The sequence below is a fragment of the Propionicimonas sp. T2.31MG-18 genome, assembly GCF_964266745.1.
GTDB lineage: Bacteria > Actinomycetota > Actinomycetes > Propionibacteriales > Propionibacteriaceae > Propionicimonas.
In genome coordinates this window covers 19,310-41,371 of record NZ_CAXWGX010000030.1, presented here as the reverse complement: position 1 = coordinate 41,371, position 22,062 = coordinate 19,310, and the positions used below count along the sequence as shown (strand labels likewise).

General features: G+C 71.1%; 23 protein-coding genes. 10 read left to right on the top strand and 13 right to left on the bottom strand.

The window, feature by feature from the left end:
* Positions 1-42: 42 nt before the first annotated feature.
* Positions 43-810 (bottom strand): YebC/PmpR family DNA-binding transcriptional regulator, encoded by a 768-nt coding sequence (locus ACFQQJ_RS17130; RefSeq protein WP_377108426.1) that lies wholly within the window; start codon positions 808-810, stop codon positions 43-45.
* Between the two features lie 158 nt (positions 811-968).
* On the opposite strand from ACFQQJ_RS17130, the gene ACFQQJ_RS17125 reads away from it, so the two are divergent.
* Positions 969-2,057, top strand: a complete 1,089-nt coding sequence (locus ACFQQJ_RS17125) for a lipoate--protein ligase family protein (RefSeq protein WP_377108424.1) — start codon at positions 969-971, stop codon at positions 2,055-2,057.
* A gap of 15 nt (positions 2,058-2,072) precedes the next feature.
* Here the strand turns inward: ACFQQJ_RS17125 and ACFQQJ_RS17120 are convergent, their stop codons facing one another.
* The 6 genes from ACFQQJ_RS17120 to hisD all read right to left on the bottom strand — a co-directional run bounded on the left by ACFQQJ_RS17120 (position 2,073) and on the right by hisD (position 7,172).
* On the bottom strand, positions 2,073-2,555 hold the full coding sequence (locus ACFQQJ_RS17120; protein WP_377108422.1) for an EVE domain-containing protein: 483 nt from the start codon (positions 2,553-2,555) through the stop codon (positions 2,073-2,075).
* 244 nt (positions 2,556-2,799) lie between these two features.
* Complete coding sequence (gene priA, locus ACFQQJ_RS17115; RefSeq protein ID WP_377108421.1) at positions 2,800-3,525, bottom strand: bifunctional 1-(5-phosphoribosyl)-5-((5-phosphoribosylamino)methylideneamino)imidazole-4-carboxamide isomerase/phosphoribosylanthranilate isomerase PriA; 726 nt, start codon at positions 3,523-3,525, stop codon at positions 2,800-2,802.
* Positions 3,522-4,169, bottom strand: coding sequence for an imidazole glycerol phosphate synthase subunit HisH (hisH, locus tag ACFQQJ_RS17110; RefSeq protein ID WP_377108420.1), 648 nt, complete (start codon positions 4,167-4,169; stop codon positions 3,522-3,524). Before hisH ends, priA begins: the two co-directional genes overlap by 4 nt.
* Positions 4,166-4,780, bottom strand: coding sequence for an imidazoleglycerol-phosphate dehydratase HisB (hisB, locus tag ACFQQJ_RS17105; RefSeq protein ID WP_377108419.1), 615 nt, complete (start codon positions 4,778-4,780; stop codon positions 4,166-4,168). Before hisB ends, hisH begins: the two co-directional genes overlap by 4 nt.
* Positions 4,777-5,865, bottom strand: a complete 1,089-nt coding sequence (locus ACFQQJ_RS17100; RefSeq protein ID WP_377108417.1) for a histidinol-phosphate transaminase — start codon at positions 5,863-5,865, stop codon at positions 4,777-4,779. Before ACFQQJ_RS17100 ends, hisB begins: the two co-directional genes overlap by 4 nt.
* Positions 5,862-7,172 (bottom strand): histidinol dehydrogenase, encoded by a 1,311-nt coding sequence (gene hisD, locus ACFQQJ_RS17095; RefSeq protein WP_377108415.1) that lies wholly within the window; start codon positions 7,170-7,172, stop codon positions 5,862-5,864. The genes ACFQQJ_RS17100 and hisD overlap by 4 nt, the downstream gene beginning before the upstream one ends.
* A gap of 91 nt (positions 7,173-7,263) precedes the next feature.
* On the opposite strand from hisD, the gene ACFQQJ_RS17090 reads away from it, so the two are divergent.
* Positions 7,264-8,001, top strand: a complete 738-nt coding sequence (locus tag ACFQQJ_RS17090; RefSeq protein WP_377108413.1) for a DUF554 domain-containing protein — start codon at positions 7,264-7,266, stop codon at positions 7,999-8,001.
* Positions 8,001-8,483, top strand: coding sequence for a Cys-tRNA(Pro) deacylase (gene ybaK / locus ACFQQJ_RS17085; protein ID WP_377108412.1), 483 nt, complete (start codon positions 8,001-8,003; stop codon positions 8,481-8,483). The genes ACFQQJ_RS17090 and ybaK overlap by 1 nt, the downstream gene beginning before the upstream one ends.
* An 81-nt stretch (positions 8,484-8,564) precedes the next feature.
* Here the strand turns inward: ybaK and ACFQQJ_RS17080 are convergent, their stop codons facing one another.
* Positions 8,565-8,954 carry a heavy metal-responsive transcriptional regulator gene (locus ACFQQJ_RS17080; protein ID WP_040347802.1) on the bottom strand — a complete coding sequence of 130 codons (390 nt, stop codon included), beginning with the start codon at positions 8,952-8,954 and terminating at the stop codon, positions 8,565-8,567.
* A 105-nt stretch (positions 8,955-9,059) separates the two neighbouring features.
* Here ACFQQJ_RS17080 and merA point away from each other — a divergent pair, with 105 nt between their 5' ends.
* The 6 genes from merA (at position 9,060) to ACFQQJ_RS17050 (ending at position 14,037) form a co-directional block, all read left to right on the top strand.
* On the top strand, positions 9,060-10,484 hold the full coding sequence (merA, locus tag ACFQQJ_RS17075; RefSeq protein WP_310519358.1) for a mercury(II) reductase: 1,425 nt from the start codon (positions 9,060-9,062) through the stop codon (positions 10,482-10,484).
* Between the two features lie 45 nt (positions 10,485-10,529).
* Positions 10,530-11,192, top strand: coding sequence for an organomercurial lyase MerB (gene merB / locus ACFQQJ_RS17070; protein ID WP_155048750.1), 663 nt, complete (start codon positions 10,530-10,532; stop codon positions 11,190-11,192).
* A 29-nt stretch (positions 11,193-11,221) separates the two neighbouring features.
* A complete protein-coding gene (locus ACFQQJ_RS17065) occupies positions 11,222-11,521 on the top strand; it encodes a hypothetical protein (RefSeq protein ID WP_005882715.1) in 300 nt (99 codons plus the stop codon).
* Positions 11,518-12,042, top strand: coding sequence for a TlpA disulfide reductase family protein (locus ACFQQJ_RS17060; protein ID WP_005882713.1), 525 nt, complete (start codon positions 11,518-11,520; stop codon positions 12,040-12,042). Before ACFQQJ_RS17065 ends, ACFQQJ_RS17060 begins: the two co-directional genes overlap by 4 nt.
* Positions 12,043-12,045: 3 nt before the next feature.
* A complete protein-coding gene (locus ACFQQJ_RS17055) occupies positions 12,046-12,966 on the top strand; it encodes a cytochrome c biogenesis protein CcdA (RefSeq protein ID WP_310519360.1) in 921 nt (306 codons plus the stop codon).
* Between the two features lie 69 nt (positions 12,967-13,035).
* Positions 13,036-14,037: an IS481 family transposase gene (locus ACFQQJ_RS17050; RefSeq protein WP_377108408.1), complete on the top strand. Its 1,002-nt coding sequence runs from the start codon at positions 13,036-13,038 to the stop codon at positions 14,035-14,037.
* A gap of 70 nt (positions 14,038-14,107) precedes the next feature.
* Here the strand turns inward: ACFQQJ_RS17050 and ACFQQJ_RS17045 are convergent, their stop codons facing one another.
* The 4 genes from ACFQQJ_RS17045 to ACFQQJ_RS17030 form a co-directional block, all read right to left on the bottom strand.
* Positions 14,108-15,556, bottom strand: coding sequence for a CHAD domain-containing protein (locus ACFQQJ_RS17045; protein ID WP_377108407.1), 1,449 nt, complete (start codon positions 15,554-15,556; stop codon positions 14,108-14,110).
* Entirely contained in the window at positions 15,553-16,215 is a 663-nt protein-coding gene (locus ACFQQJ_RS17040; RefSeq protein WP_377108405.1) for a hypothetical protein, read from the bottom strand. Before ACFQQJ_RS17040 ends, ACFQQJ_RS17045 begins: the two co-directional genes overlap by 4 nt.
* Before the next feature lie 46 nt (positions 16,216-16,261).
* Positions 16,262-19,780, bottom strand: coding sequence for a DNA polymerase III subunit alpha (gene dnaE, locus ACFQQJ_RS17035; protein WP_377108403.1), 3,519 nt, complete (start codon positions 19,778-19,780; stop codon positions 16,262-16,264).
* Between the two features lie 121 nt (positions 19,781-19,901).
* Positions 19,902-20,459 carry a DUF1697 domain-containing protein gene (locus tag ACFQQJ_RS17030; RefSeq protein ID WP_377108401.1) on the bottom strand — a complete coding sequence of 186 codons (558 nt, stop codon included), beginning with the start codon at positions 20,457-20,459 and terminating at the stop codon, positions 19,902-19,904.
* A gap of 46 nt (positions 20,460-20,505) precedes the next feature.
* Between ACFQQJ_RS17030 and rocF the strand changes: the two genes are divergently transcribed.
* Positions 20,506-21,435, top strand: coding sequence for an arginase (gene rocF, locus ACFQQJ_RS17025; protein WP_377108399.1), 930 nt, complete (start codon positions 20,506-20,508; stop codon positions 21,433-21,435).
* Positions 21,436-21,451: 16 nt separating this feature from the next.
* On the opposite strand, the gene ACFQQJ_RS17020 is transcribed toward rocF, so the two are convergent.
* On the bottom strand, positions 21,452-22,024 hold the full coding sequence (locus ACFQQJ_RS17020) for a YybH family protein (RefSeq protein ID WP_377108569.1): 573 nt from the start codon (positions 22,022-22,024) through the stop codon (positions 21,452-21,454).
* Between the last annotated feature and the right edge of the window lie 38 nt (positions 22,025-22,062).

The window sequence follows — 22,062 nt, the reverse complement described above, 5'->3', positions numbered from 1 at the left end:
CGGGCGCGGGCGAAATCGCAGGACGGGTCCGAAGCCTCGCCGTCAGTCGCCCAGGGCGTCGCCGATCTCGTCGGGCACGTCCTCGTTGCTGTAGACGTTCTGCACGTCGTCGCAGTCCTCGATGGCGTCCAGCAGCTTGAACAGCTTCTCCGCCGCCTCCGTCGTCGCCACGGACTCGGTGTACTGCGGCACGAACTGCACCTCGGCGGAGTCGTAGTCGAGCCCGGCCTCCTGCACGGCCTTGCGGACGTCGACGACGACGTTGGGGTCGCTGATCACGCGGAAGGTCTCGCCCTCGTCGAAGACGTCCTCGGGGCCGGCGTCGAGGGTGGCCTCCAGGAGGTCGTCCTCGGTGAGGGTGCGGCCGCCCTGCGTCTTCGCGACCTCGACGACACCCTTGCGGTCGAAGATCCTCGAGACCGAGCCGACGTCGGCCATCGTGCCGCCGTTGCGGGTCACCGCCACCTTGACGTCGGAGGCGGACCGGTTGCGGTTGTCGGTCAGGCACTCGATCAGCAGTGCCACCCCGCCCGGCCCGTAGGCCTCGTACATGATCGTGATGTAGTCGGCGCCGCCGCCCTCGGTGCCGCCGCCGCGCTTCACCGCCCGGTCGATGTTGTCGACCGGGACCGAGTTCTTGCGGGCCTTCTGGATGGCGTCATACAGGGTCGGGTTGCCCGAGGGGTCCGCACCACCGGTGCGCGCGGCGACCTCGATGTTCTTGATCAGCTTGGCGAAGAGCTTGCCGCGCTTGGCATCGATGGCCGCCTTCTTGTGCTTGGTGGTGGCCCACTTGGAGTGCCCGCTCATGTACGTCCGTTCGTCGTGCTGGGTTTTCGCGCGCCTCAGTCTAGGCCACGTGCTGGCGTCGGTCGTTCCCGGTGCCGCGCTCCCCCGTCCCGGGGCCCGGGCGACTTCGGCCGCCCGCCGGCGGGCGTCCCGGACGGGCGTCGTCTAGCCTGAGCGCCATGAGCGAGCGTCGCCACGGCGAGTACAAGGTGCCCGGAGGGAAGTTGGTGGCTGTCGACCTGGGGGTCGTCGACGACCGCCTGGTCGACGTCCAGGTGAGTGGCGACTTCTTCCTCGATCCGGACGAGGCGCTGCCGGTGATCGACCGCGCGCTCGGCGGCGTCCCGATCGCTGCGGGCGTCTCCGAGCTCGCCGCCCGCATCGACGCCGACCTCGCCCGGGCCGGCGCCGAGGGGATTCTCGGCGTCCCGGTGACCATGGTGGGCTTCGACGCCCACGCGGTGGCCATCGCCGTCCGCCGGGCCCTGGGGCTGTCGACCGGCTGGCAGGACCACACCTTCACCTACCTCGACCCCGGGGTGCTCGACCCCGCCGAACACGCAGCGCTCGACGAGGTGCTTGCCCGCGAGCTGGCCGCCGGCCGCCGCGGCCCGACGTTCCGCTTCTGGGAGTGGCAGAACCCCGCCGTCGTGATCGGCTCCTTCCAGTCGCTGCGCAACGAGGTCGATGCGGAGGCCGCCGAGCGGTACGGCGTCCAGGTGGTGCGCCGGGTGTCCGGCGGGGGCGCCATGTTCATGGAGGCCGGCAACTGCATCACCTTCTCCCTTGTCGTCCCGGCCACCCTGGTGGACGGCATGAGTTATGAGGCCTCCTACGCCTTTCTCGACGAGTGGGTGCTCACCGCCCTCGGGCGGGTCGGGGTCCAGGCCCACTACGCGGGGCTGAACGACATCGCCTCGCCCGCAGGGAAGATCGCCGGCGCCGCACAGAAGAGGTTCGTCGGCGGCGCTGTGCTGCACCACGTGACCATGGCCTACGACATCGACGCCGACAAGATGCTCCAGGTGCTGCGTATCGGCCGGGAGAAGCTCTCCGACAAGGGGACGAAAAGCGCCAACAAGCGTGTCGATCCCGTGCGTTCGCAGACCCACCTGCCCCGCACCGACGTGATGTCGTCGTTCCTGGCCACCTTCCGCGAGCTGTACCGCGTCCAGGACGGCGCCCTGACCGTTGCCGAGCTGGCCGAGGCCAGGGAGCTCGCCCGGACGAAGTTCCTCAGCCCGGAGTGGACCGCCCGCGTGCCCTGAGCCGCCGGGCCTCGCTCACGCCGGTGTCGCCAGCCGGTCCCCCGCCGGCAGCAGGCTGGTCGCCGCCATCGCGGCCACGATCCGGTCGAAGTCCTCGCCCGGCACCTCGAACAGGCCGCGGCGGAAGGTGAAGCCCCAGTTGCTTCCGTCGAGCACGAAGCCGAGGTGCGGCAGCAGGGGCCGGATCGGCGCCGGCAGGCAGGGCGCGAACGCGACGTCGCGGCGCCACGGACGGAACTGCGGTGACACCTCGACCTGGTACGCCTCCGTCCCGGTGACGACGCCGCACGCCGTGAACTGCTGCAGCGGCTCGCCGTCGGGATAGTCGGTGCGCGGGGAGTAGAAGACGATCCGGTCCCCGGCCCGCAGCCGGGAGAGCCGCGTCCGTGCGCCGTGGTCGGCCTGGGTGAAGCCGCCGGCCACGCCGCGGCACACGTGCGCCAGGCTGACGGTGTTGACCCAGTCCCGGCGTGCGTCCTGCATTCGTTGTTCGCTCATGCCCGTCAGTGTGTGACCCGCCACCGACACCCGGCGTCCCCCACGCCCCCGATCCGTCCTCCCCGACCTCGCGGACCGCCCTCCCTCGCCCGCTCCCGGTACGCGTTCGCCCCCGAGTGCAACTCCCGCTACCGGAATTCCGGCGGCGCGAGTTGCGTTCGGGGGCGAACGCGGACGGCGAGGGGCGCGAGTTGCGTTCGGGGGCGAAACGGCGACGACTGCGAAGACTGTCGCCTTCGGCGAGTCAGCCGGCGCAGGCCTCCAGGGCATCGGCGAGGGTGAAGTTGCCGACGTAGAGGGCGGTGCCGACGATCGCTCCCTCCACGCCGAGGGGGACGAGGTCACGCAGGGCGCGGAGGTCGTCGAGGGTGGAGATCCCGCCGCTTGCGATCACGGGGGCGTCGGTCCGCGCACAGACCGCGGTGAGCAGGTCGATGTTGGGTCCGCTGAGCATCCCGTCGCTGGCAACGTCGGTGACGACGTAGCGCGCGCAGCCGGCGGCGTTCAGCCGGTCGAGGGTCTCCCAGAGGTCGCCGCCCTCACGGGTCCAGCCGCGGGCGGCGAGCCGCGTCCCGCGGACGTCCAGCCCGATGGCGATCCGGTCACCGTGCTCGGCGATGACCCGGTCGCACCAGTCCGGGTTCTCCAGCGCGGCCGTACCGATGTTCACCCGGCGGCAGCCGGTGGCCAGCGCCCGTTCCAGGCTCGCGTCGTCCCGGATGCCGCCGGACAGCTCCACGTGCAACTCCATCGCCGCGGTGATGCGGGCGATCACGTCGGCGTTGCTGCCACGGCCGAAGGCGGCGTCGAGGTCCACGAGGTGGAGCCACTCGGCGCCGCCGTCCTGCCAGCGCCGGGCGGCGGCCAGCGGATCGCCGAAGACCTTCTCCGATCCGGCGACGCCCTGGGTGAGCTGGACGGCCTGGCCGCCCTGGACGTCGACCGCGGGCAGCAGGGCGAGGGCGCTCATGATTCCTCTCGAGGCAGGGTGTCGAGCCAGTTGCGGAGCAGCCGGGCCCCCGCAGCGCCGGACTTCTCCGGATGGAACTGGGTGGACCACAGCGGGCCCTGCTCCACGGCGGCGATGAACCGGTCCCCGCCGTGGCGGGTCCAGGTGATCCGGGCGTTCGCCGGCCAGTCGGGCACCTCGTGGACGCCGAAGGAGTGCACAAAGTAGAACCGCTCGTGCTCGATCCCGGCGAACATCGCCGACGCCGCGGGCGGCTCGACCGTGTTCCAGCCCATGTGCGGGAGCGGGACGGCGTCCAGCTCCTCCACGACGCCCGGGAGCACGGCGATGCCCGGGGTCGGGTCCCCGTGCTCGACCCCCAGGCTGAACAGCACCTGATGGCCGACACAGATGCCCAGCACGGGCTTCCTCGCCGCGAGCCGGCGCAGGATCAGCTGCGGCCCGCCGACGCCCACCAGGCCGTCCATGCAGGCGGAGAACGCACCGACGCCCGGCACGACGAGCCCGTCGGCCGCCAGGGCCACGGCGGGGTCGGCGCTGAGGGTCACGTCCGCCCCCGCGGCCTCGAGGGCGCGCGTGGCCGAGTGCAGGTTGCCCGACCCGTAGTCGAGCACGACCACCCGGGGCCGGCGGGACGACGTCACAGGCTGCCCTTGGTGGACGGCACGAGACCCTCGATCCGCGGGTCGAGCGCGACCGCGTCCCGCAGCGCGCGGGCGAGCGCCTTGAACTGGGACTCGACGATGTGGTGCGGATCCCGTCCGGCCAGCAGGCGCAGGTGGACGCAGATCTGGGCGTGCAGGGCGAAGGACTCCACCACGTGGCGGGTCATCGAGCCGGCGTAGGGCACCCCCGAGCCGCCGATCAGGGCGTACTGCTGGCCCTCGGGCTCGCCGGAGTGCACCACGTAGGGACGTCCGGCGAGGTCGACCACGCAGTGCGCGAGCGCCTCGTCCAGCGGGACGGTCGCGTCGGCGAAACGCCGGATGCCGGCCTTGTCGCCCAGCGCCTCTGCGAAGGCCTGGCCGAGGACGATCGCTGTGTCCTCGATGCTGTGGTGGCCGTCGATGTGGACGTCGCCGGTCGTGGAGACCTCCAGGTCGATCAGCGAGTGCTTGGCCAGGGCGGTGAGCATGTGGTCGTAGAACCCGACGCCGGTGCTGATGTCGGCGCGTCCGGTCCCGTCGAGGTCGAGCGCGACCCGCACCTGGGACTCACTGGTGCGCCGCTCACGGACGGCGGTGCGCGCGCTCATCTGGTCTCCTCCATCACCTCGGCCAGGGCGGCGTAGAACCGCTCGGTCTCCTCCGGCGTGCCGGCGGTCACCCGCAGCCAGCCGTCCGGACCGGTCTCGCGCACGAGAACGCCGCGGTCGAGCAGCCGCTGCCAGACATCATGCCGGTCGGCGAACGGGCCGAACAAACAGAAGTTGGCATCGGAGTCGATCACCTCGACCCCCAGTTGAGGCAGCCGCAGCAGCATCTGGTCCCGCGTGGCGCGCAGCTCGTCCACCCTCGCCAGCAGTTGGTCAGCATGGCGCAGCGCCACCTCCGCGACCGCCTGGGTCTGGGCGGACAGGTGGTAGGGCAACCGGACGATCCGGCAGGCGTCGACGACCGCGGGCGCCGCGGCGAGGTAGCCGACCCGACCCCCGGCAAGGGCGAACGCCTTGCTCATCGTGCGGGAGACCACGAGGTTGCCGAAGGTGTCGAGCAGGGTGAGGGCCGTCCGCTCGGGGTGCCGAGCGAACTCCTGGTAGGCCTCGTCGACCACCACGATCGCCTCGGTGCCGGCCAGCACCTCCTCGATCACCGCCAGCGGCGTGGACGTGCCGGTCGGGTTGTTGGGCGTGGTGATCACCACCACATCGGGACGGTGGGTCGCGATCGCGGCCAGCACGGTCGCCGCGTCGAGCGTGAAGTCCGCGGCCCGCGGAACGGTCACGTAGGCGGTGTGGGTGTTGCGCGCGTACTCCGGATACATCGAGTAGGTCGGGGTGAAGCTGAGCAGCGTCCGGCCGGGGCCCCCGAAGGCCTGCAGCAGGTGGGTCATCACCTCGTTGGAGCCGTTCGCCGCCCACACCCGCTCGGCGGTCAGCCCGTGGCCGAGGTAGCGGGCGAGCGCGGCGCGCAGCCCCAGAGCCTCCCGGTCCGGGTAGCGGTTGAGGGACGCGGCCGCGAGCGCCTGCCCGATCTCCGTGCGGACGTCGTCGCCGGGCGGGTAGGGGTTCTCGTTGACGTTCAGCCGGACGGGCACGTCGAGCTGGGGGGCACCGTAGGGCTCCTCCCCCACCAATTCCGGACGCAGCGGGAGCTCCGCCAGCGTCACGTCGGGCCTCACCGGCCGGCCTCCGGACGCCGGATCGTCACGGCCGCACCGTGAGCCGGCAGGTCCTCGGCCGCGGCGAAGGTCTCGACCACGCCGGCCACCTCGAGCAGTGCGGCCTCGGAGTAGTCGATGACGTGCACCTGCCGGCGGAAGCTGTGCACGTTCAGCCCGGAGGAGTGGCAGGCGCACCCGGCGGTCGGCAGCACGTGGGTCGACCCGGCGCTGTAGTCACCCAGCGAGACCGGGGAGTACGAGCCCACGAAGATCGCGCCGGCATTGCGTACCCGCGCGGCGACGGACGCGGCGTCCGCCGTCTGGATCTCCAGGTGCTCGGCGGCGTAGGCGTCCACGACAGCGAGCCCCTGCTCGAGGTCGTCCACCAGCACCACCGCCGACTGCGGCCCGCCCAGCGCCGTCCGGATGCGCTCGACGTGCCGGGTCGCCGCCACCTGGGGTTCCAGCTCCGCGCGCACGGCGTCCGCGAGTTCGACGGAGTCGGTGACCAGCACCGAGGCGGCCATCGGGTCGTGCTCGGCCTGGGAGATGAGGTCGGCGGCGACGTACCGCGGGTCGGCCGTCGCGTCGGCGAGGATGGCGATCTCCGTGGGGCCCGCCTCGGAGTCGATGCCGATCCGTCCGCGCAGCAGCCTCTTGGCCGCGACGACGTAGATGTTGCCCGGCCCGGTGACCATGTCGACCGCCGCGCACAGCCCGGGGACGCCGTAGGCGAACATCGCCACCGCCTGCGCGCCACCGACGGCGTACACCTCCTCGACGCCGAGCATCGCGCAGACGGCCAGGATGTTCGGGTGCGGCAGGCCGCCGAAGGCCGCCTGCGGTGGACTGGCAACGGCGATCGAGGGGACGCCCGCCACCTGCGCCGGCACGACGTTCATCAGCACGCTGGACGCGAGCGGCGCGAGGCCGCCCGGCACGTAGAGGCCGACCCGTCCGACCGGGACCAGCCGCTGCTCCACGACCGCCCCCGGGCCCAGCTCGACGCGCACCGGGACGCTCGCGGCCTCGGCCTGCGCGACCCTCCGGCGACGGTCGATCGACTCGGCGAACGCCGCCCGCACCCCGGGGTCCAGGCCCTCCAGCGCGGATGCAAGGTCGGCGGCGGGCACCCGGAAGCTGGCCGGCATCACGTGGTCGAACGCCTGGGAGAACTCGGTGAGGGCCGCGACGCCCCGCTCGGCGACGCCCTGGACGATCGGGCGGACGCGCTCGACGGCCGCGTCCACGTCGAGCTCGGCACGCGGCAGCACGCTGCGGTAGTCGGCCATGGTGGTGCCACGCAGGTCGAGGGTTCTCAGCACAGCCGGATTCTATGCGGCGGCCACCTGCGGCCCCGTCCCGCCGACGGTTCGTGGGCACGCCCGCGCCTGCGGAGGTGGTTGACTTGCCGCCATGTTCATCGGCCTGGGCACCGTGGTCAACGTCGTCACCGTCCTCGTCGGCGCCGGCGTGGGCGTCCTGGTCGGCCACCGGCTGCCGGAGCGCACCCGGGACCTGGTGACCGTGGTGCTGGGCCTGTTCACCCTCGTCCTGGGCGGACGGGCCGTCGCGTCCGGGATCTCGGACGCCCTGACCGACGCCGTCGGCGCCGACGCGCGGCTCCTCGTCGTCCTCGGTGCGCTGCTCCTGGGTGGCATCCTCGGCTCGCTGCTCCAGATCGAACGCCGCCTCGACCGCGGGGCGGAACTGCTCCACGACCGGTTCGCGTCCCGCACCGAGGGCAGCCGCTTCGTTGAGGGCGCGGTCACCTCGACCCTGGTGTTCTGCGTCGGCCCGCTGTCGATCCTCGGCTCGCTGTCCGACGGGCTGGGCCACGGGTCGGAGCAGCTGCTCGTCAAGGCCGTCATGGACGGGTTCGCCGCGATCGCGTTCGCCTCCTCGTTCGGCATCGGGGTGATGGCCTCCGTGATCCCGCTCGCGCTCTACCAGGGCCTGTTGACCCTGCTCGGCTTCGCGCTGGGCAACTTCCTGCCCGTCGCCCAGCTGGACGCTCTCGGCGCCGCCGGCGGCGTCATCCTCCTGGGCCTCGGCATCCGCCTGGCCGGGATCAAGCAGATCCCGGTCGGCGACCTCCTGCCCGCCCTGGTGATGGCGCCGCTCCTGGTGGCCCTCGTCGGGCTGTTCCGCTGATGGCCGGCGGCACCCCCGCCACCGACGCGCTCGCCCGGGCGGGCGTGCCCTTCGTCCTGCACCCCTACGACCACGACGCGGAGTCGACGAACTACGGCGACGAGGCCGCCACAGCCCTCGGGGTCGACCCGCTGCGGATCTTCAAGACCCTCGTGATCGACGTCGGCCAGGCCCGGCCAGAGCTCGCGGTGGCCGTGGTGCCGGTCGCCGGCCAGCTCAGCCTGAAGAACGCCGCCCAGGCGCTCGGCGCCAAGCGCGCCGCCATGGCCGACAAGGCACTGGTGGCCCGCAGCACCGGCTACGTGCTCGGCGGGGTGTCGCCGGTCGGCCAGCGGGCGGCGTTGCCGACGGTCATCGACGAGACCGCCCAGCTGTGGGAGACGATCTACGTGTCCGCGGGCAAGCGCGGCCTCCAGGTGGAGCTGTCGCCCGACGACCTGGCCCGCGTCACGGGCGCCACCTTCGCCGACATCGCGCGCTAGCTGTTGCTGGCCATAACGTTGTGGTCACGTAAGAAGGTCGCGGCAGGAGGCTCCGCCTCTGCGCGCGTCATCTCGGATTGGCTACAGGTACCTGCAGACCTCGTCGGCGTTGCAGGTCTCGGGTTCGGGTTCTGCGGCTGCGTCGCGGAGGGCGGCAACGTTGTCGCGGAGGGAGACGAGATCCGAGATCTGGCGCTCAATGTCCTTCAGACGAACGTCTAGGAGGTCCCGGACGTGGCCGCAGGGAATCTCGCCTCCATCGCGGATGTCGAGGATCTGTTTGATCTGCGCGAGGGTAAGTCCGGCAGCCTGGCCGCGGTGGATGAAGTCGATCCGAGTCGCTGCTTCCGGATCGTAGTCGCGGTATCCCGACGCGGTGCGCTCGGCCGCGGGAAGCAGGCCCTGCTCCTCGTAGAACCGCAGGGTCTTGGCGGTGGTGCCGGCCGCCTCGGCGAGTTCGCCGATCCTCATCTGGGTCTCCGATGTGTCACAGGTCGCACTTGACCTTCCCCCGTACTGGAAGGTCCATTGTGGCTGCATCAAGAGCAATTCCCAAGACTCAGGGGAGGAATCGGGATGCAGTCCAGGTACGACCTTGCGATCATCGGATCCGGTGGCGCCGCGTTCGCCGCCGCCATCCGCGCGACCACGCTCGGCAAGTCGGTGGTGATGATCGAGCGCGGCACTTTCGGCGGCACGTGCGTGAACACCGGCTGCGTGCCGTCGAAGGCGCTCATCGCCGCCGCTGAGGCCCGCCAGACCGCTGCCGAGGCGGGCAACCGTTTCCCGGGGATCGCCACCACAGCGGACGACGTAGACATGCCCGCGCTGATCAGCAGCAAGCAGGACCTCGTCGAGGAACTTCGGGGTGAGAAGTACGTCGACGTCGCCGACGCCTACGGCTGGCAGATCCGCCACGGCGACGCTGCGTTCGCCGGCACGCCAGAAGCGCCCGTTCTTGAGGTCACCGCGACTGACGGTGCGGTCGAGACGATCGACGCTGATCACTACCTGGTCGCCACCGGCGCCAGCGCATGGGCCCCACCGATCGACGGTCTTGAGGAGGCCGGCTACCTGACCTCGACCACGGCGATGGAGTTGACCGAGGTTCCCGACTCGCTGCTGGTGCTCGGCGGCGGCTACGTCGCCTTGGAGCAGGCCCAACTGTTCGCCCGGCTCGGGTCGAAGGTCACCCTGCTGGTTCGTTCCCGGCTGGCGTCGAAGGAGGAGCCGGAGGTATCCAAGGCGCTGCAGGAGGTCTTCGCCGACGAGGGCATCCGCGTGGTCCGCCGTGCGGTCCCGACCCGCGTTGCCCGTGACGACGTCAGGGGCCAGGTTGTTGTCACCGCTGACATCTCCGGCGGCGAGCAGGAATTCCACGCCGAACAGGTCCTCGTCGCCCTCGGCCGCCGACCGGTCACCGATGGGCTGAACCTCGATGCGGTGGAGGTGAAGACCGGCGACACGGGCGAGATCGTGGTCACCGACCAACTGCAGTCCTCCAACCCCCGGATCTGGGCAGCCGGCGACGTGACCGGGCACCCCGAGTTCGTCTACGTCGCCGCCCACCACGGCAACATGGTCGCCGAGAACACGTTCGCTGGCGCTGAGCGGTCGGTGGACCACAGCCGGCTGCCGCGGGTGACCTTCACCAGTCCGGCGATCGGCGCGGTCGGGATGACCGAGGCCCAGGTGCTCGCTGCCGGGATCCGCTGCGACTGCCGCGTCCTGCCGCTGGACTACGTGCCCCGGGCGCTGGTCAACCGCGACACCCGCGGCTTCATCAAGATCGTCGCCAACGCTGAGACCGGCGAGATCCTCGGTCTCACCGCCGTCGCCAAAGACGCCGGCGAGCTCGCCGCCGCCGGTGTCCACATCCTCGGCAAGACCGTCACCGAGGTCGCCGACGCATGGGCGCCCTACCTGACCATGACCGAAGGCATCCGGATCGCCGCCAAGGCCTTCACCACCGACATCTCCAAGCTGTCCTGCTGCGCGTGACCCGCAGCCGACAGCCTCCACCCGACTCATGAAGAAGGTACCGCCATGTCGGAGCTCACGACGCAACTGCCCGAACGACTCAACAACACCGAAGAGACCGGCCTTGACGCCGTCCTATTGATCCCGCTGCTGCGGCTGATCGTCGAGGGCGGCCCGGTCACCGTCGAGCAGTTCGCCGCGGCCGCCGGCCGTCCGGTCGACGACGTACGCACGGGTCTGGCCGCGGTGCCGGACACCGAGTACGACGACCAGGGCCGCATCATCGGCCAGGGCCTCACCCTGCGCCCCACCCCTCACCGGTTCACCGTGGCCGGTGAGGAGCTCTACACCTGGTGCGCCCTGGACACCCTGATCTTTCCGACCCTGCTCGAGCGCGCGGCGAGCGTGGAGTCGGTCTCCCCGACCAGCGGCGAGCCGATCCGGGTCACCATCGACCCCGTCGCCGGCGTCACCAGCGTCGAACCCGCCACCGCGGTGGTGTCGCTGGTCAACCCCGACCAGATCACCTCGATCCGGTCCTCCTTCTGCAACCAGGTCCACTACTTCACCTCCGATGAGGACGCCGCGGGCTGGCTGGCCGAGCACCCCCGCGCCGAGGTCGTGCCCGTGGCCGTTGCCTATCGGATCGGTACCGACCTCACGACCGGCTTCCTCAACCAGTTCCAGGCCAACGCGGCAGTGGCCGACGACGGCCACTGCCGCTGCTGACCAAGAACACCGAAGGGAACTCCACTCCGATGAAGTCCAACCACGACGACCAACCGGGAGGCAGCGGCCTGCTCCTCGGAGCCGGGGCCGCGCTGCTCATGGTCGCCTGCTGCGCCCTACTTCCCTTGCTCCTCGCCGGTGGTCTGCTGGCCAGTGTCGGCGGGTTCCTCGGCAACCCCTGGGTGATCGGCACCGGCATCGCCGTCCTGGTGCTCGCGGTCCTCGCGACCACGCGGCGCCGCAGCGGCGGCAACAACGCCAGGCATGGCTGTTGCCCGCCTGTGAACTCCACCCACCCCAGCGACACGAAGGACGACCAGAACCGATGACGCTTACCCGCACCCGCCGCGCGACCCTCTCGGTCGCCGGCCTCCTGCTTGCAGGCTCCCTGGCTCTGACCGCCTGCGGAAACACCGACGCCACACCAGCCGCAGATGCGGGCACGCCAGCGGCGGTTACTAGCATCGACGGCCAGATGGTCAGCCTGCCCGCCAGCGGGAAGCCGACCGCGGTGTTCTTCTTCTCCGTCGGCTGCGGCGAATGCGTTGAAGGCGTCCGCTCCCTCGGCGAGGCCGCCACCGCTGCCGAGAAGTCGGGTGCTGGGGCGAGCTTCCTCGCCGTCGACATGGACCCCGGCGAGTCCAAGGAGACCATCGAGGGATTCATGGAGTACGTCGACGCCGAACACGTCCCGGCCGCCATAGACGAGGGTGCCGCCTTGTCCCAGCGATTCGACGTTGCCGCCCTGTCCACCCTCATCGTCATCGACGGCGACGGCAAGGTGACCTTCCGTGCCACCGAGCCCGACGCGAAGACGATCACCGCCGAACTCGTCAAGGCCGGAGCCTGATCCATGGGCGGATTGCTCAGCCTCGCCTTCGCCGCCGGCATGGTGGCGCCGGTCAACCCATGCGGGTTCGCGCTGCTGCCGGCCTGGATCAGCCAGACCCTCGGCGACGCTGACGCCTCGCCCGTCCCGGTGCGGCTGCTGAGGGCCCTGCGGTCCGGAATCGCACTGGCGATCGGGTTCGCCGGCACCCTCGCAGCTGCGGGCCTGCTGGTGAGCGCCGGGGCTCGGGGCCTGATCCAGGCAGCGCCCAAACTCGGTCTCGCCGTAGGCGTCCTACTGGTGCTCCTCGGCCTGTGGATGCTGGCCGGCCGTTCGATCTCCGTGCGGTTGCCCCGGATCACCGGCCGAGCAACCGAAGGCCTCCCGCCAACCGCCCGGATGCTGGTCTTCGGGATCGGCTACGCCCTCGCCTCCCTGTCGTGCACCTTCGGAGTGATCCTTGCTGTCATCGCCCAGGCACAGGCCACCGCCAGCTACGCGGGGCTGCTGCTGGTCTTCGGTGTCTACGCCGCCGGCTCAGCCAGCATCCTGCTGCTGCTCGCACTCGCGACCACCGCCGCGGGTACCGGCCTAACCCGCCACGTCGCACGCCTCGGGAGTTATGGCCCCCGGATCACCGGCGCCGTCTTGCTGCTCACCGGCGTCTACCTCGCGTGGTACTGGTGGCCCGCCGCCACCGCCGACAACAACCTGGTCGCGACCGGCCGTGCCGGCGGTGTCGCCAGGCTCTCAACGACCCTGTCCGGCTGGGTTCAGGCTCACACGGCGCCGATCGCGGCGCTCGCGGTCATCTCCCTCCTCGTAGTACTCGCCCATGGCGCCGCCCATAGGCGGCGTCGAGCCAGTTCCGAATCGCCGGAGGCCTGCTGCGACACCACGAACGTCGGGCTCGGCGTGTCAGGCGGCGACCACGAGGGTCAGTAGCCGACGGCTGAATGGGGGGCTTGGTCCGGGACTCAGCGACTCGACTGGAACATTCTTCGAAGGACGTGCATGACTCACCGCAACTCGCCACTGTCAGTCGAGGGACGTCGGCGGCTGGTCGAGCGTTGCAAGACCCGGCCGATCGCTCACGTGGCAGCTGAGATGGGAATCTCCCGCGCTACCGCGTCAAAGTGGGTCCATCGCCATCGTGAGTTCGGTGAGGTCGGTCTGCTCGACCGCTCATCGACGCCTAAGCAATCCCCGACAGCCACCCCCAACGTCGTTGTTCGCGAAGTCGAACGCATGCGGCGCGAGCACAAGTGGTCAGCGGCTCGGATCACGTTCGAGCTCGAACAGGTCGGCATTCAGATCAGTCGGCGCACGGTGAGTCGCATCCTCACCGACCTGCAGCTCAACCGGCGCCGCTTCATCGACCCGACCGGGGAAAGTAACCGCGAAGCGAGGAAGATTGTCGCTCGGTGCCCCGGCCACATGGTTCACCTGGACGTCAAGAAGGTCGGCCGAATCCCCGATGGCGGCGGATGGCGGGCTCATGGCAAGGACAGCCCGGAAGCTCGCGCCGTCGCGCGGACGAAAACCCGCGGCACGCGAGCCGGCTACGTCTACCTCCACTCAGCGATTGACGGCTACTCACGCCTCGCGTACACCGAGGCGTTGCCGAACGAGCAGGCCGCGACGGCCGTTGCGTTCCTCGCGCGAGCGCGGGCATGGTTCGCGGCTCATGGCATCACGCACATCGAACGGATCGTGACCGACAACGGATCCTGTTACCGCGCCTCAGCGTTCGCCGATGCACTGGCCGGGTCGCGGCACCAACGGATCACGCCCTACACGCCCCGCCACAACGGAAAGATCGAGCGGTACAACCGGATCCTTACCGAAGAGTTCCTCTATGCACGGACATGGACCTCAGAAGACGAACGCGCCAACGCCCTCGAGCGCTGGAACCTGCACTACAACTACCACCGCCCGCACGGTGCCGCGGACGGTCAGCCGCCGGCCACGCTCGTGCCAATTCGCGTCAACAACGTCCTGGCCTCATACAGCTAGCCGGGACCTCCAGTCCGGTCCGGACGAGGCCCGCGGACGAACGGCCCGTCTCCCGGATCGGCGTTCGCCCTCAGCCCAGGGCGAGCGCGGCGGCCACCGCGGCCCTGCCCTCTGCCAGGGTCGGCGCGAGTTCGGCCAGGAGCCCATGGCGCAGTTCGTCGAGCACCGGTGCCGGCGCTCCCACCGCCGCGGTCTCCAGGTCCAGCTCGGACAGCAGCCGGGTGGCGACCACGATGTCCTGCACCCGTCCCAGTCTCTCGGTGACCCGCTCCCAGGCCGCCTTCGACGCGGCGAGCTCCGGCATCGCGGGCAGCAGGAGCTCCGTGGCGTAGCGCGCGTCCTTCGCCGCCTTGCGCACCGCGTGCCACCCCTCCAGCCCCGGGTGCCCGGACGCGTCCGCGACGCGCCGGCGCACCTTCGACAGCCTCCGCCCGCGCAGCGCGGGAAGGACGTCGCGGGCCGTGCCGGCCGCCTCCGGGCCGAGGCGCCGAGCATCCAGCAGGTCGATGAGCACCTGCTGGAGCGCCTGGTCCCTTCCAGGCGCGCGGGCGACCAGGTCGTCGTCCATCCGCCGCAGCCGGGCCCCCAGCGGCCCGAGCACCAGGACGGACGCGTCGGGAAGGACGTCGGGGTGGAGCCGCGCGACGCGGTCGGTGAGGTCGGCCAGCACGACCTCGGCGTCCCGCGCGGCTCCGACGATCTGCCCGAAGGCCCGCAGGCGTCTCGCGGCTGCCGCCGGTGCGGGCCCGGCGATCAGCCGTCCGTAGGCGCGCAGCGTGCTGCGGACGCGGCGAGCGGCCACCCGGGCGTCATGGACGGCCTCCGGCTCCGCGCGCGGCTCCTCGAATCGCTGGAGGACACCGACCTGCCGGGCCAGGTAGGCGAGCACCACCTCCGCCGCGCTCGAGCCGGGCCCGAGCGGACGCGGTTCCGCCGGCCGGCCCAGGGCCTTCGCGAGCTTGGACCCGTGGCCCGCCCGCACCACCCCCGCCCGGGCCAGCACGGCCTCGATCCGGTCGAGCAGCTCCGGCGGGCCGCCGGCGAGCTCCACCTCCGCCTCACGCCAGTGGTCGTGGCGGGCGCCGCTGCGCGCCCGCACGTCGTCGGTGCAGGAGCGCGCGAGCAGCATCCCGTCGATCCCCCGCAGCTCCTGCTCCCGGCGGTGCGTGCGGAGCACGGCGACGGGAACCAGCGGGGCGTCCTCGAGGACGGCGGCCACCCGTTGCCGCAACGCCGGCGGTGGGAGCACGGCGGAGGCCGGCCCGATCGGCTCATGGAGCTCGACCCGCTCGTCGGGACCCGCGCCGGGCGACTTCAGGTGCCAGCCGTCGTCGCTGCCGCCGACGCGGCGCCGGATCACCTGCCGCGCACGGGAAAGGCGGTGGTCGGGGGTGTCGAAGTAGGTGGCCTCGAGGTCGAACTCGTCGACCCGCCCGGGGACGACGACCTCGTCCAGTGGCGGGAGGTGCTGGCCGACCGCGAGGTCGTACTTGCGCTCGACCTCCAGGCCCCCGGTCATGGGGACGGGGGCGACTGCACCGGCGGCTCGGTCAGCACGCCACGCTCGTCCACGGTCCCGGCCACGAGCTCCGGCTCGGCGTCCTCCGCGACGGCCTCGCGACGCCGCCGGCGCGGGGTGACGTCCTCCTCGTCCGGACCGAGGGAGGAGACGAGCAGCACCGGGGTGACGGCGGCGAATCCCCACACGGCGAGCGCGGACAGGGAGCGCAGCTGGAGGGCGGCCGGCACCACGGCCCCGGGGAGGGCGTTCGCGAGGCGCTCGGCCTCCGGGCCCGGCCCGAGGACCTGGCCGACCTGCCAGCAGACGATGCCCGCCAGCAACCCAGACCCGACGGCGAGCAGCGCCGTCGGCCAGCCGAGCGGGCGGAACCACTTCCAGGTGACCAGCCCGAGCCCGACACCGACCAGCGCGCCGGTGATCACGAACCAGACGTCGGACGCGGCGATCTCGGTGACCCCACGCTCGGTCATGAGGGCCGAGCCGTCGGACTGGATGCGCCAGGTGGGGACGGTCACCACCGCGGCCCAGAAGACCGCGGCGAGGCCGCCGACCACGGCCGAGAGGCCCGCGAGCAGCGCCACCCAGAGCGTCACGGACGCGTCGCCGGAGGTCCGCGGCGTCGCCTGCCGGTCCTCCTCGGTGATGGGCGTGCTCACGGCCGGAACTCTAGCGGACGGTGCCTTGTCCCCGGCCCGCGGCCGGTCACGCGTTCACGCAGGAGGGGCCGAGCAGCGCCTTCAGGTCGGCCATCAGCGGACGGGACGTCGCGACCCGCAGCCCCTCGTCGAGCTTCCACACCTTGGAGCCGTTCGTGGCCGACACCAGGCGGACGCGGACCTCCGTCGGGCCCGGGTGGGCCCGCAGGACGTGTCGCAGCTGCTCGACGACCGCGGGCGTGCAGCGCACTGCGGGCAGCTGGATCACCAGCGGCCCGGACGGCCCCTCGGAGACGTCCGGGAAGGCCACCTCCTGGCCGGTCATCTCCAGGCTCTCGTCCTTGGTGCGGATCCGCCCCTTGATCCGGACCACGGTGTCGGTGGCCAGGGACGCCGCCACGCCGGCGTACACCTTCGGGAAGAGCAGCACCTCGATCGCGGACTCCAGGTCCTCGACCGTGGCGATCGCCCACAGGTCACCGGTCTTGGTCTGCTTGCGCACCACCTGGGTGATCATCCCGGCGATGTTCACCATGCCGTCGCGCGGCCCGTCGTCGGCCCGCAGTTGGCCGATGCTGAGGTCTCGCTGGGCGGCCAGGATGTGCTCGAGCCCCTGCAGCGGGTGGTCGCTGACGTAGAGCCCGAGCATCTCCCGCTCGAAGCCGAGGCGTACCCGCTTGTCCCACTCGGGCAGGTCGGGCACCGGAGCCGTGGCGAGCTTCTCCGTGCCGCCGAAGTCGCCGAACAGGTCGTCCTGGCCGTTGGCCTGGTTGCGCTTGAGGTCGATGACCTCGTCGACCCTGCGCTCGAAGCACTCCATCAGTGCCCGGCGCGTGTGCCCCATCGAGTCGAACGCCCCCGCCTTGATCAGCGACTCGATCACCCGCTTGTTGCACACCACCAGCGGCACCTGGTCGAGGAAGGCGTTGAAGTCCGCCGCGGGACCGTGCTCGGTGCGGCCCTCGACGATGCCCCGCACCACGTTGTCGCCGACGTTGCGGATGGCGGCCAGGCCGTAGCGGATGTCGGTCCCGACGGGGGTGAACATGCCTTCGGAGGAGTTCACGTCCGGCGGCAGCACCCGGATCCCCATCCGCCGGCACTCGCCCAGGTAGAGCGCGGTCTTGTCCTTGTCGCTCTTCACCGACTCCAGCAGCGCCGCCATGTACTCCGCGGGGTAGTTGGCCTTCAGGTAGGCGGTCCAGTAGGAGACGACGCCGTACGCGGCCGAGTGCGCCTTGTTGAAGGCGTAGGCGGCGAAGGGGACCATGATCTCCCACAGGGTGCTGATCGCCGCCTCGGAGTAGCCGTTGGCCCTCATGCCCGCGCTGAAGGGCGCGAACTCGGCCTCCAGCACCTCCTTCTTCTTCTTGCCCATCGCCCGCCGCAGCAGGTCGGCCTGGCCGAGGCTGTAGCCTGCCACGCGCTGTGCGATCTGCTGGATCTGCTCCTGGTAGACGATCAGGCCGTACGTCGTGCCCAGGATGTCGGCCAGCGGCTCGGCCAGCTCCGGGTGGATCGGCTCGACCTTCTGCCGGCCGGTCTTGCGGAGCGCGTAGTTCGTGTGGCTGTCCGCGCCCATCGGGCCCGGACGGTACAGCGCGATGGTGGCCGAGATGTCCTCGAAGTTGTCCGGACGCATCAGCTTCAGCAGCGACCGCAGTCCCCCGCCGTCCAGCTGGAACACCCCGAGGGTCTCGCCAGAGGCGAGCAGCTCGTAGGCAGCCCGGTCGGTCATGTCGCGGCGGAGGGCGTCGAGGTCGAGGTCGATGCCGCGGTTGATCGTCACGTTCCGCACCGCGTCGTCGAGGATCGTCAGGTTCCGCAGGCCGAGGAAGTCCATCTTCACCAGGCCGAGGGCCTCGCAGCTCGGGTAGTCGAACTGGGTGATGATCTGGCCGTCCTGCTCCCGCTTCATGATCGGGATGACGTCGAGCAGCGGCGCGGACGACATGATCACGCCGGCGGCGTGGACGCCCCACTGCCGCTTCAGGCCCTCGATGCCACGCGCGGTGTCGACGACGCGCTTCACCTCCGGGTCGGACTCGTACAGCTCGCGGAACTCGGTGCCCTCGCCGTAGCGCTCGTGCTGGGGGTCGAACACGTCGGCGATCGGCACGTCCTTGCCCTGGACGGGCGGGGTGTAGGCCTTGGTGATCTTCTCGCCGAGGGAGAACGGCATGCCCAGCACGCGACCGGCGTCCTTGATGGCCTGCTTGGCCTTGATCGTGCCGTAGGTGACGATCTGGCAGACCCGGTCGTCGCCGTACTTCTCGGTGACGTAGCGGATCACCTCGCCCCGGCGGCGGTCGTCGAAGTCGACGTCGAAGTCGGGCATCGAGGGACGCTCGGGGTTCAGGAAGCGCTCGAAGATTAGGCCGTGCGGCACCGGGTCGAGGTCGGTGATCCCCATCGCGTACGCGCACATCGAGCCGGCGCCGGACCCGCGTCCCGGACCCACCCGGATGCCGTTGCGCTTGGCCCAGTTGATGAAGTCGGCCACCACGAGGAAGTAGCCGGCGTAGCCCTTGCCGATGATCACGTCCTGCTCGTACTCGGCCTGGGTGGTCGCGTACTCCGGCACGCCGTCGGGGAAGCGGACGGTGAGGCCGCGGAGGACCTCCTTGATGAACCAGGAGGACTCGCTCTCCCCCGGCGGCACGGGGAACTGCGGCATGTAGGTGCCGGTGCCCTCCGCGAAGGAGATGCTGCAGCGCTCGGCGATCGCCAGCGTGTTGTCGCAGGCTTCCGGCAGGTCGGCGAACAGCGCACGCATCTCCTGCGGCGACTTCAGGTAGTAGCCGTTCCCGTCGAACCGGAAGCGGTTCGGCGTGTCCTTGTTCGCGCCGGCGGAGACGCACAGCAGCGTGTCGTGGTCCTCCGCGTCCTCGGCCCGGACGTAGTGCAGGTCGTTGGTGGCGACCAGCGGCAGCTGCAGGTCCTTGGCCAGCTGGAGAAGTCCCTTGCGGACGCGGTTCTCGATGTCGAGGCCGTGGTCCATCAGCTCGACGTAGAAGTTCTCCGGGCCGAAGATGTCCCGGAATTCGGCCGCGGATGCCAGCGCCTCGGAGTACTGCCCCAGCCGCAGGTAGGTCTGCACCTCGCCCGAGGGACAGCCGGTGGTGGCGATCAGGCCCTTCGCATACCGGTGCAGCAACTCACGGTCGGCCCGCGGCTTGTAGAAGAAGCCCTCCAGCGAGCTCAGCGAACTCAACCGGAACAGGTTGTGCATGCCGGCGGTGTCCTGCGCCCACATGGTCATGTGGGTGTAGGCGCCCTTCGCCGACACGTCGTCGCCGGTCCCGTCCCCCCACTGGACGCGCTTGCGCTCGCTCCGGTGGGTCTTCGGCGTCAGGTACGCCTCCAGCCCGATGATCGCCTTGACCGGGCTGTGCTTGGCGACCTTGTAGAACTCGTAGGCGCCGAACATGTTGCCGTGGTCGGTGATCCCGAGCGCGTTCATGCCCAGTTCCTCGGAGCGGGACACGAGGTCCTTCAGCCGGGCGGCACCGTCCAGCATCGAGTACTCCGAGTGGCAGTGCAGGTGGACGAACTCGCTGGACACGCTGACCCACGACCTCCGAGAGTGATTGAGACCGGATGCGATTGACCGCTGGGGGAAGTCAGCGAGTACTCACCATAACCCGGACCTCCGACGTTCCCCGGACCGACTCACCTGCGCGGACTCACCGACGGAGAAGTTCTACCAGCCTGCCCATCGTGCGGAGGTTGCGCGCGGTGCCGGTCGCCGGACGAAGGGACGCCACCAGCCCCGCGGCGAGCCGCGAGCCCGCCTGGCCGTCCGGGAAGTCGGCGTACACGTCGGTGCCGGAGGCGGCCAGCTCGACCCGCTCGCGGCCGGTCGCCAGGTCCGCGAGCCGCCGGGCGGCCAGCTCGCCCACCGGCCGGTCGCAGCAGGCGATCACGACGCGGGAGGGGTCGCCGTCCGCGAACGGGTGGTCGTCGACCAGCACGCAGAGCTCCGGTCCCGTCCGGATCACGACGTCGACGGCCAGGCCTGCGCCGGAGCGGACGGCCTCCGACAACGCCCGCGCCACCTCGTCCGCGCCTCCGGGCGCCCGGAACAGCAGGTTGCCGGACTGGAGGTGGGTGGCCACGTCGGTCCACCCCAGGCCGGCCGCCAGGTCGCGCAGCAGCGCCATCGGCAGCATCCGCCCACCGCCCAGGTTCACGCCGCGCAGCAGGGCCACGCGCCGCGGAGTTTGCTCGTCGCCCCCGGTCATGGTTGCATCCTTACGGCAACTCGTCGTCGAGCGGAAGGGGCGAAACGTGCCACAGGTGAGTCTCATCGGGGCACCCACGGACATCGGGGCCTCACGGCTGGGATGCCGCCTCGGCCCCCAGTCGTTGCGGGTGGCCGGGATCGCCGAGTCGCTGCGGCAGTTCGGGTGCGACGTGCACGACGCCGGCGACCTCGACGGCCCCGAGAACCCCCAGCTCCCCCCGGTGGACGGCTACCGCCACCTGCCGGAGGTCATCGAGTGGAACCGCGCGGTGTACGACGCGACCGCCACCGAGCTCGCCGCCGGCCGCCTTCCGATCCTCCTCGGCGGCGACCACAGCCTGGCCATCGGCTCCATCAGTGCCGTCGCCGCGCACTGCCGGGCCACCGGCAAGAAGCTGCGGATCATCTGGGTGGACGCACACGCCGACTTCAACACCGCACGGCTCACCCCGTCCGGCAACATCCACGGCATGCCCGTGGCGTGCCTGGCCGGCTTCGGCCCGGAGGAACTGACCACGCTCGGTGGGACCTCCCCGGCGATCAGCACCGACGAGATCCGCCAGGTGGGACTGCGCAGCGTCGACCCGGGCGAGAAGGCATTCCTGTTCGCCGAGGGCGTCGAGGTCTTCGACATGCGCTTCGTCGACGAGATCGGCATGCGCCGCACCATGGTGCGCGCGCTGGCCGGCGTGGACGAGGACACCCATCTGCACCTGAGCCTCGACCTCGACTTCGTCGACCCGGAGATCGCCCCGGGGGTCGGGACGCCCGTGCGGGGCGGCCCCACCTACCGTGAGGCCCACCTGTGCATGGAGATGATCGCCGACACCGGCCGTCTGGGCTCGGTCGACCTGGTGGAGCTGAACCCGGCGCTCGACGTGCGCAACACGACGGCGGAGCTCGCCGTCGACCTCGTCGAGTCGCTGTTCGGAAAGAGCACGCTGCACCGCCTGCACCAGGGCATCGCCCTGTAGGCCGGGCAGTCCCGGATCACTCCCCGGCCCGGTCCTCTGCGTGGGCCGGTTCGGGCAGCGGGGTGAGGTAGCTGGTCGGCGTCACCACCCCGGCGCGCACGAGGTTGGTGTCCGCAGCGGCCGCGATGTCGGTGTTGTGCCAGCTGACGCACAGCCAGGTGCCGTCCTCCAGCCGCTGGAGCACGACCGTGGCCAGGCCGCGCCGGGTGTCCGCCGGCTCGCCGTCGGGATCGCGCTGTCCCTCGATGCGCCACCGGGCGATGACCACGGCGGCGTCCGGCCCGAGCAACCGCTGGCTCAGCTTCTCCACGGTGAACGTCGAGCCGGCGAACCAGCCCTCGAAGCCCCGCGCGAGGGCCCGCCGGATCGAGCGGCGGCTCGTCCACCACAGGCCGACGACGTTCACGAAGTCCGCGTCGTCGGCGAACAGCTTCCCGATCGCCTTCGCGTCGTGGGTGTTCCACGCGCGGGTGAAGGCGGACGCGACGTCGAGCGGGGCCTGCAGCGGGCTCGGCCCGGACGGGAGCGGCAGCCGCTGGCCGAGCTCGGCCAGCTTGCGCAGCTTCTTCAGCCTCTTGCCCGACCCCATCCTCGCCACGCCGCCAGCCTAGTGAAGGGCCGTGGGCG

Excerpts from the sequence above, each read along its gene's own strand:
- ACFQQJ_RS17130 (WP_377108426.1), bottom strand. The coding sequence starts at position 810 with ATGAGCGGGCACTCCAAGTGGGCCACCACCAAGCACAAGAAGGCGGCC.
- ACFQQJ_RS17125 (WP_377108424.1), top strand. The coding sequence starts at position 969 with ATGAGCGAGCGTCGCCACGGCGAGTACAAGGTGCCCGGAGGGAAGTTG.
- ACFQQJ_RS17120 (WP_377108422.1), bottom strand. The coding sequence starts at position 2,555 with ATGAGCGAACAACGAATGCAGGACGCACGCCGGGACTGGGTCAACACC.
- priA (WP_377108421.1), bottom strand. The coding sequence starts at position 3,525 with ATGAGCGCCCTCGCCCTGCTGCCCGCGGTCGACGTCCAGGGCGGCCAG.
- hisB (WP_377108419.1), bottom strand. The coding sequence starts at position 4,780 with ATGAGCGCGCGCACCGCCGTCCGTGAGCGGCGCACCAGTGAGTCCCAG.
- ACFQQJ_RS17090 (WP_377108413.1), top strand. The coding sequence starts at position 7,264 with ATGTTCATCGGCCTGGGCACCGTGGTCAACGTCGTCACCGTCCTCGTC.
- ybaK (WP_377108412.1), top strand. The coding sequence starts at position 8,001 with ATGGCCGGCGGCACCCCCGCCACCGACGCGCTCGCCCGGGCGGGCGTG.
- ACFQQJ_RS17080 (WP_040347802.1), bottom strand. The coding sequence starts at position 8,954 with ATGAGGATCGGCGAACTCGCCGAGGCGGCCGGCACCACCGCCAAGACC.
- merA (WP_310519358.1), top strand. The coding sequence starts at position 9,060 with ATGCAGTCCAGGTACGACCTTGCGATCATCGGATCCGGTGGCGCCGCG.
- merB (WP_155048750.1), top strand. The coding sequence starts at position 10,530 with ATGTCGGAGCTCACGACGCAACTGCCCGAACGACTCAACAACACCGAA.
- ACFQQJ_RS17065 (WP_005882715.1), top strand. The coding sequence starts at position 11,222 with ATGAAGTCCAACCACGACGACCAACCGGGAGGCAGCGGCCTGCTCCTC.
- ACFQQJ_RS17060 (WP_005882713.1), top strand. The coding sequence starts at position 11,518 with ATGACGCTTACCCGCACCCGCCGCGCGACCCTCTCGGTCGCCGGCCTC.
- ACFQQJ_RS17055 (WP_310519360.1), top strand. The coding sequence starts at position 12,046 with ATGGGCGGATTGCTCAGCCTCGCCTTCGCCGCCGGCATGGTGGCGCCG.
- ACFQQJ_RS17050 (WP_377108408.1), top strand. The coding sequence starts at position 13,036 with ATGACTCACCGCAACTCGCCACTGTCAGTCGAGGGACGTCGGCGGCTG.
- ACFQQJ_RS17045 (WP_377108407.1), bottom strand. The coding sequence starts at position 15,556 with ATGACCGGGGGCCTGGAGGTCGAGCGCAAGTACGACCTCGCGGTCGGC.
- ACFQQJ_RS17030 (WP_377108401.1), bottom strand. The coding sequence starts at position 20,459 with ATGACCGGGGGCGACGAGCAAACTCCGCGGCGCGTGGCCCTGCTGCGC.
- ACFQQJ_RS17020 (WP_377108569.1), bottom strand. The coding sequence starts at position 22,024 with ATGGGGTCGGGCAAGAGGCTGAAGAAGCTGCGCAAGCTGGCCGAGCTC.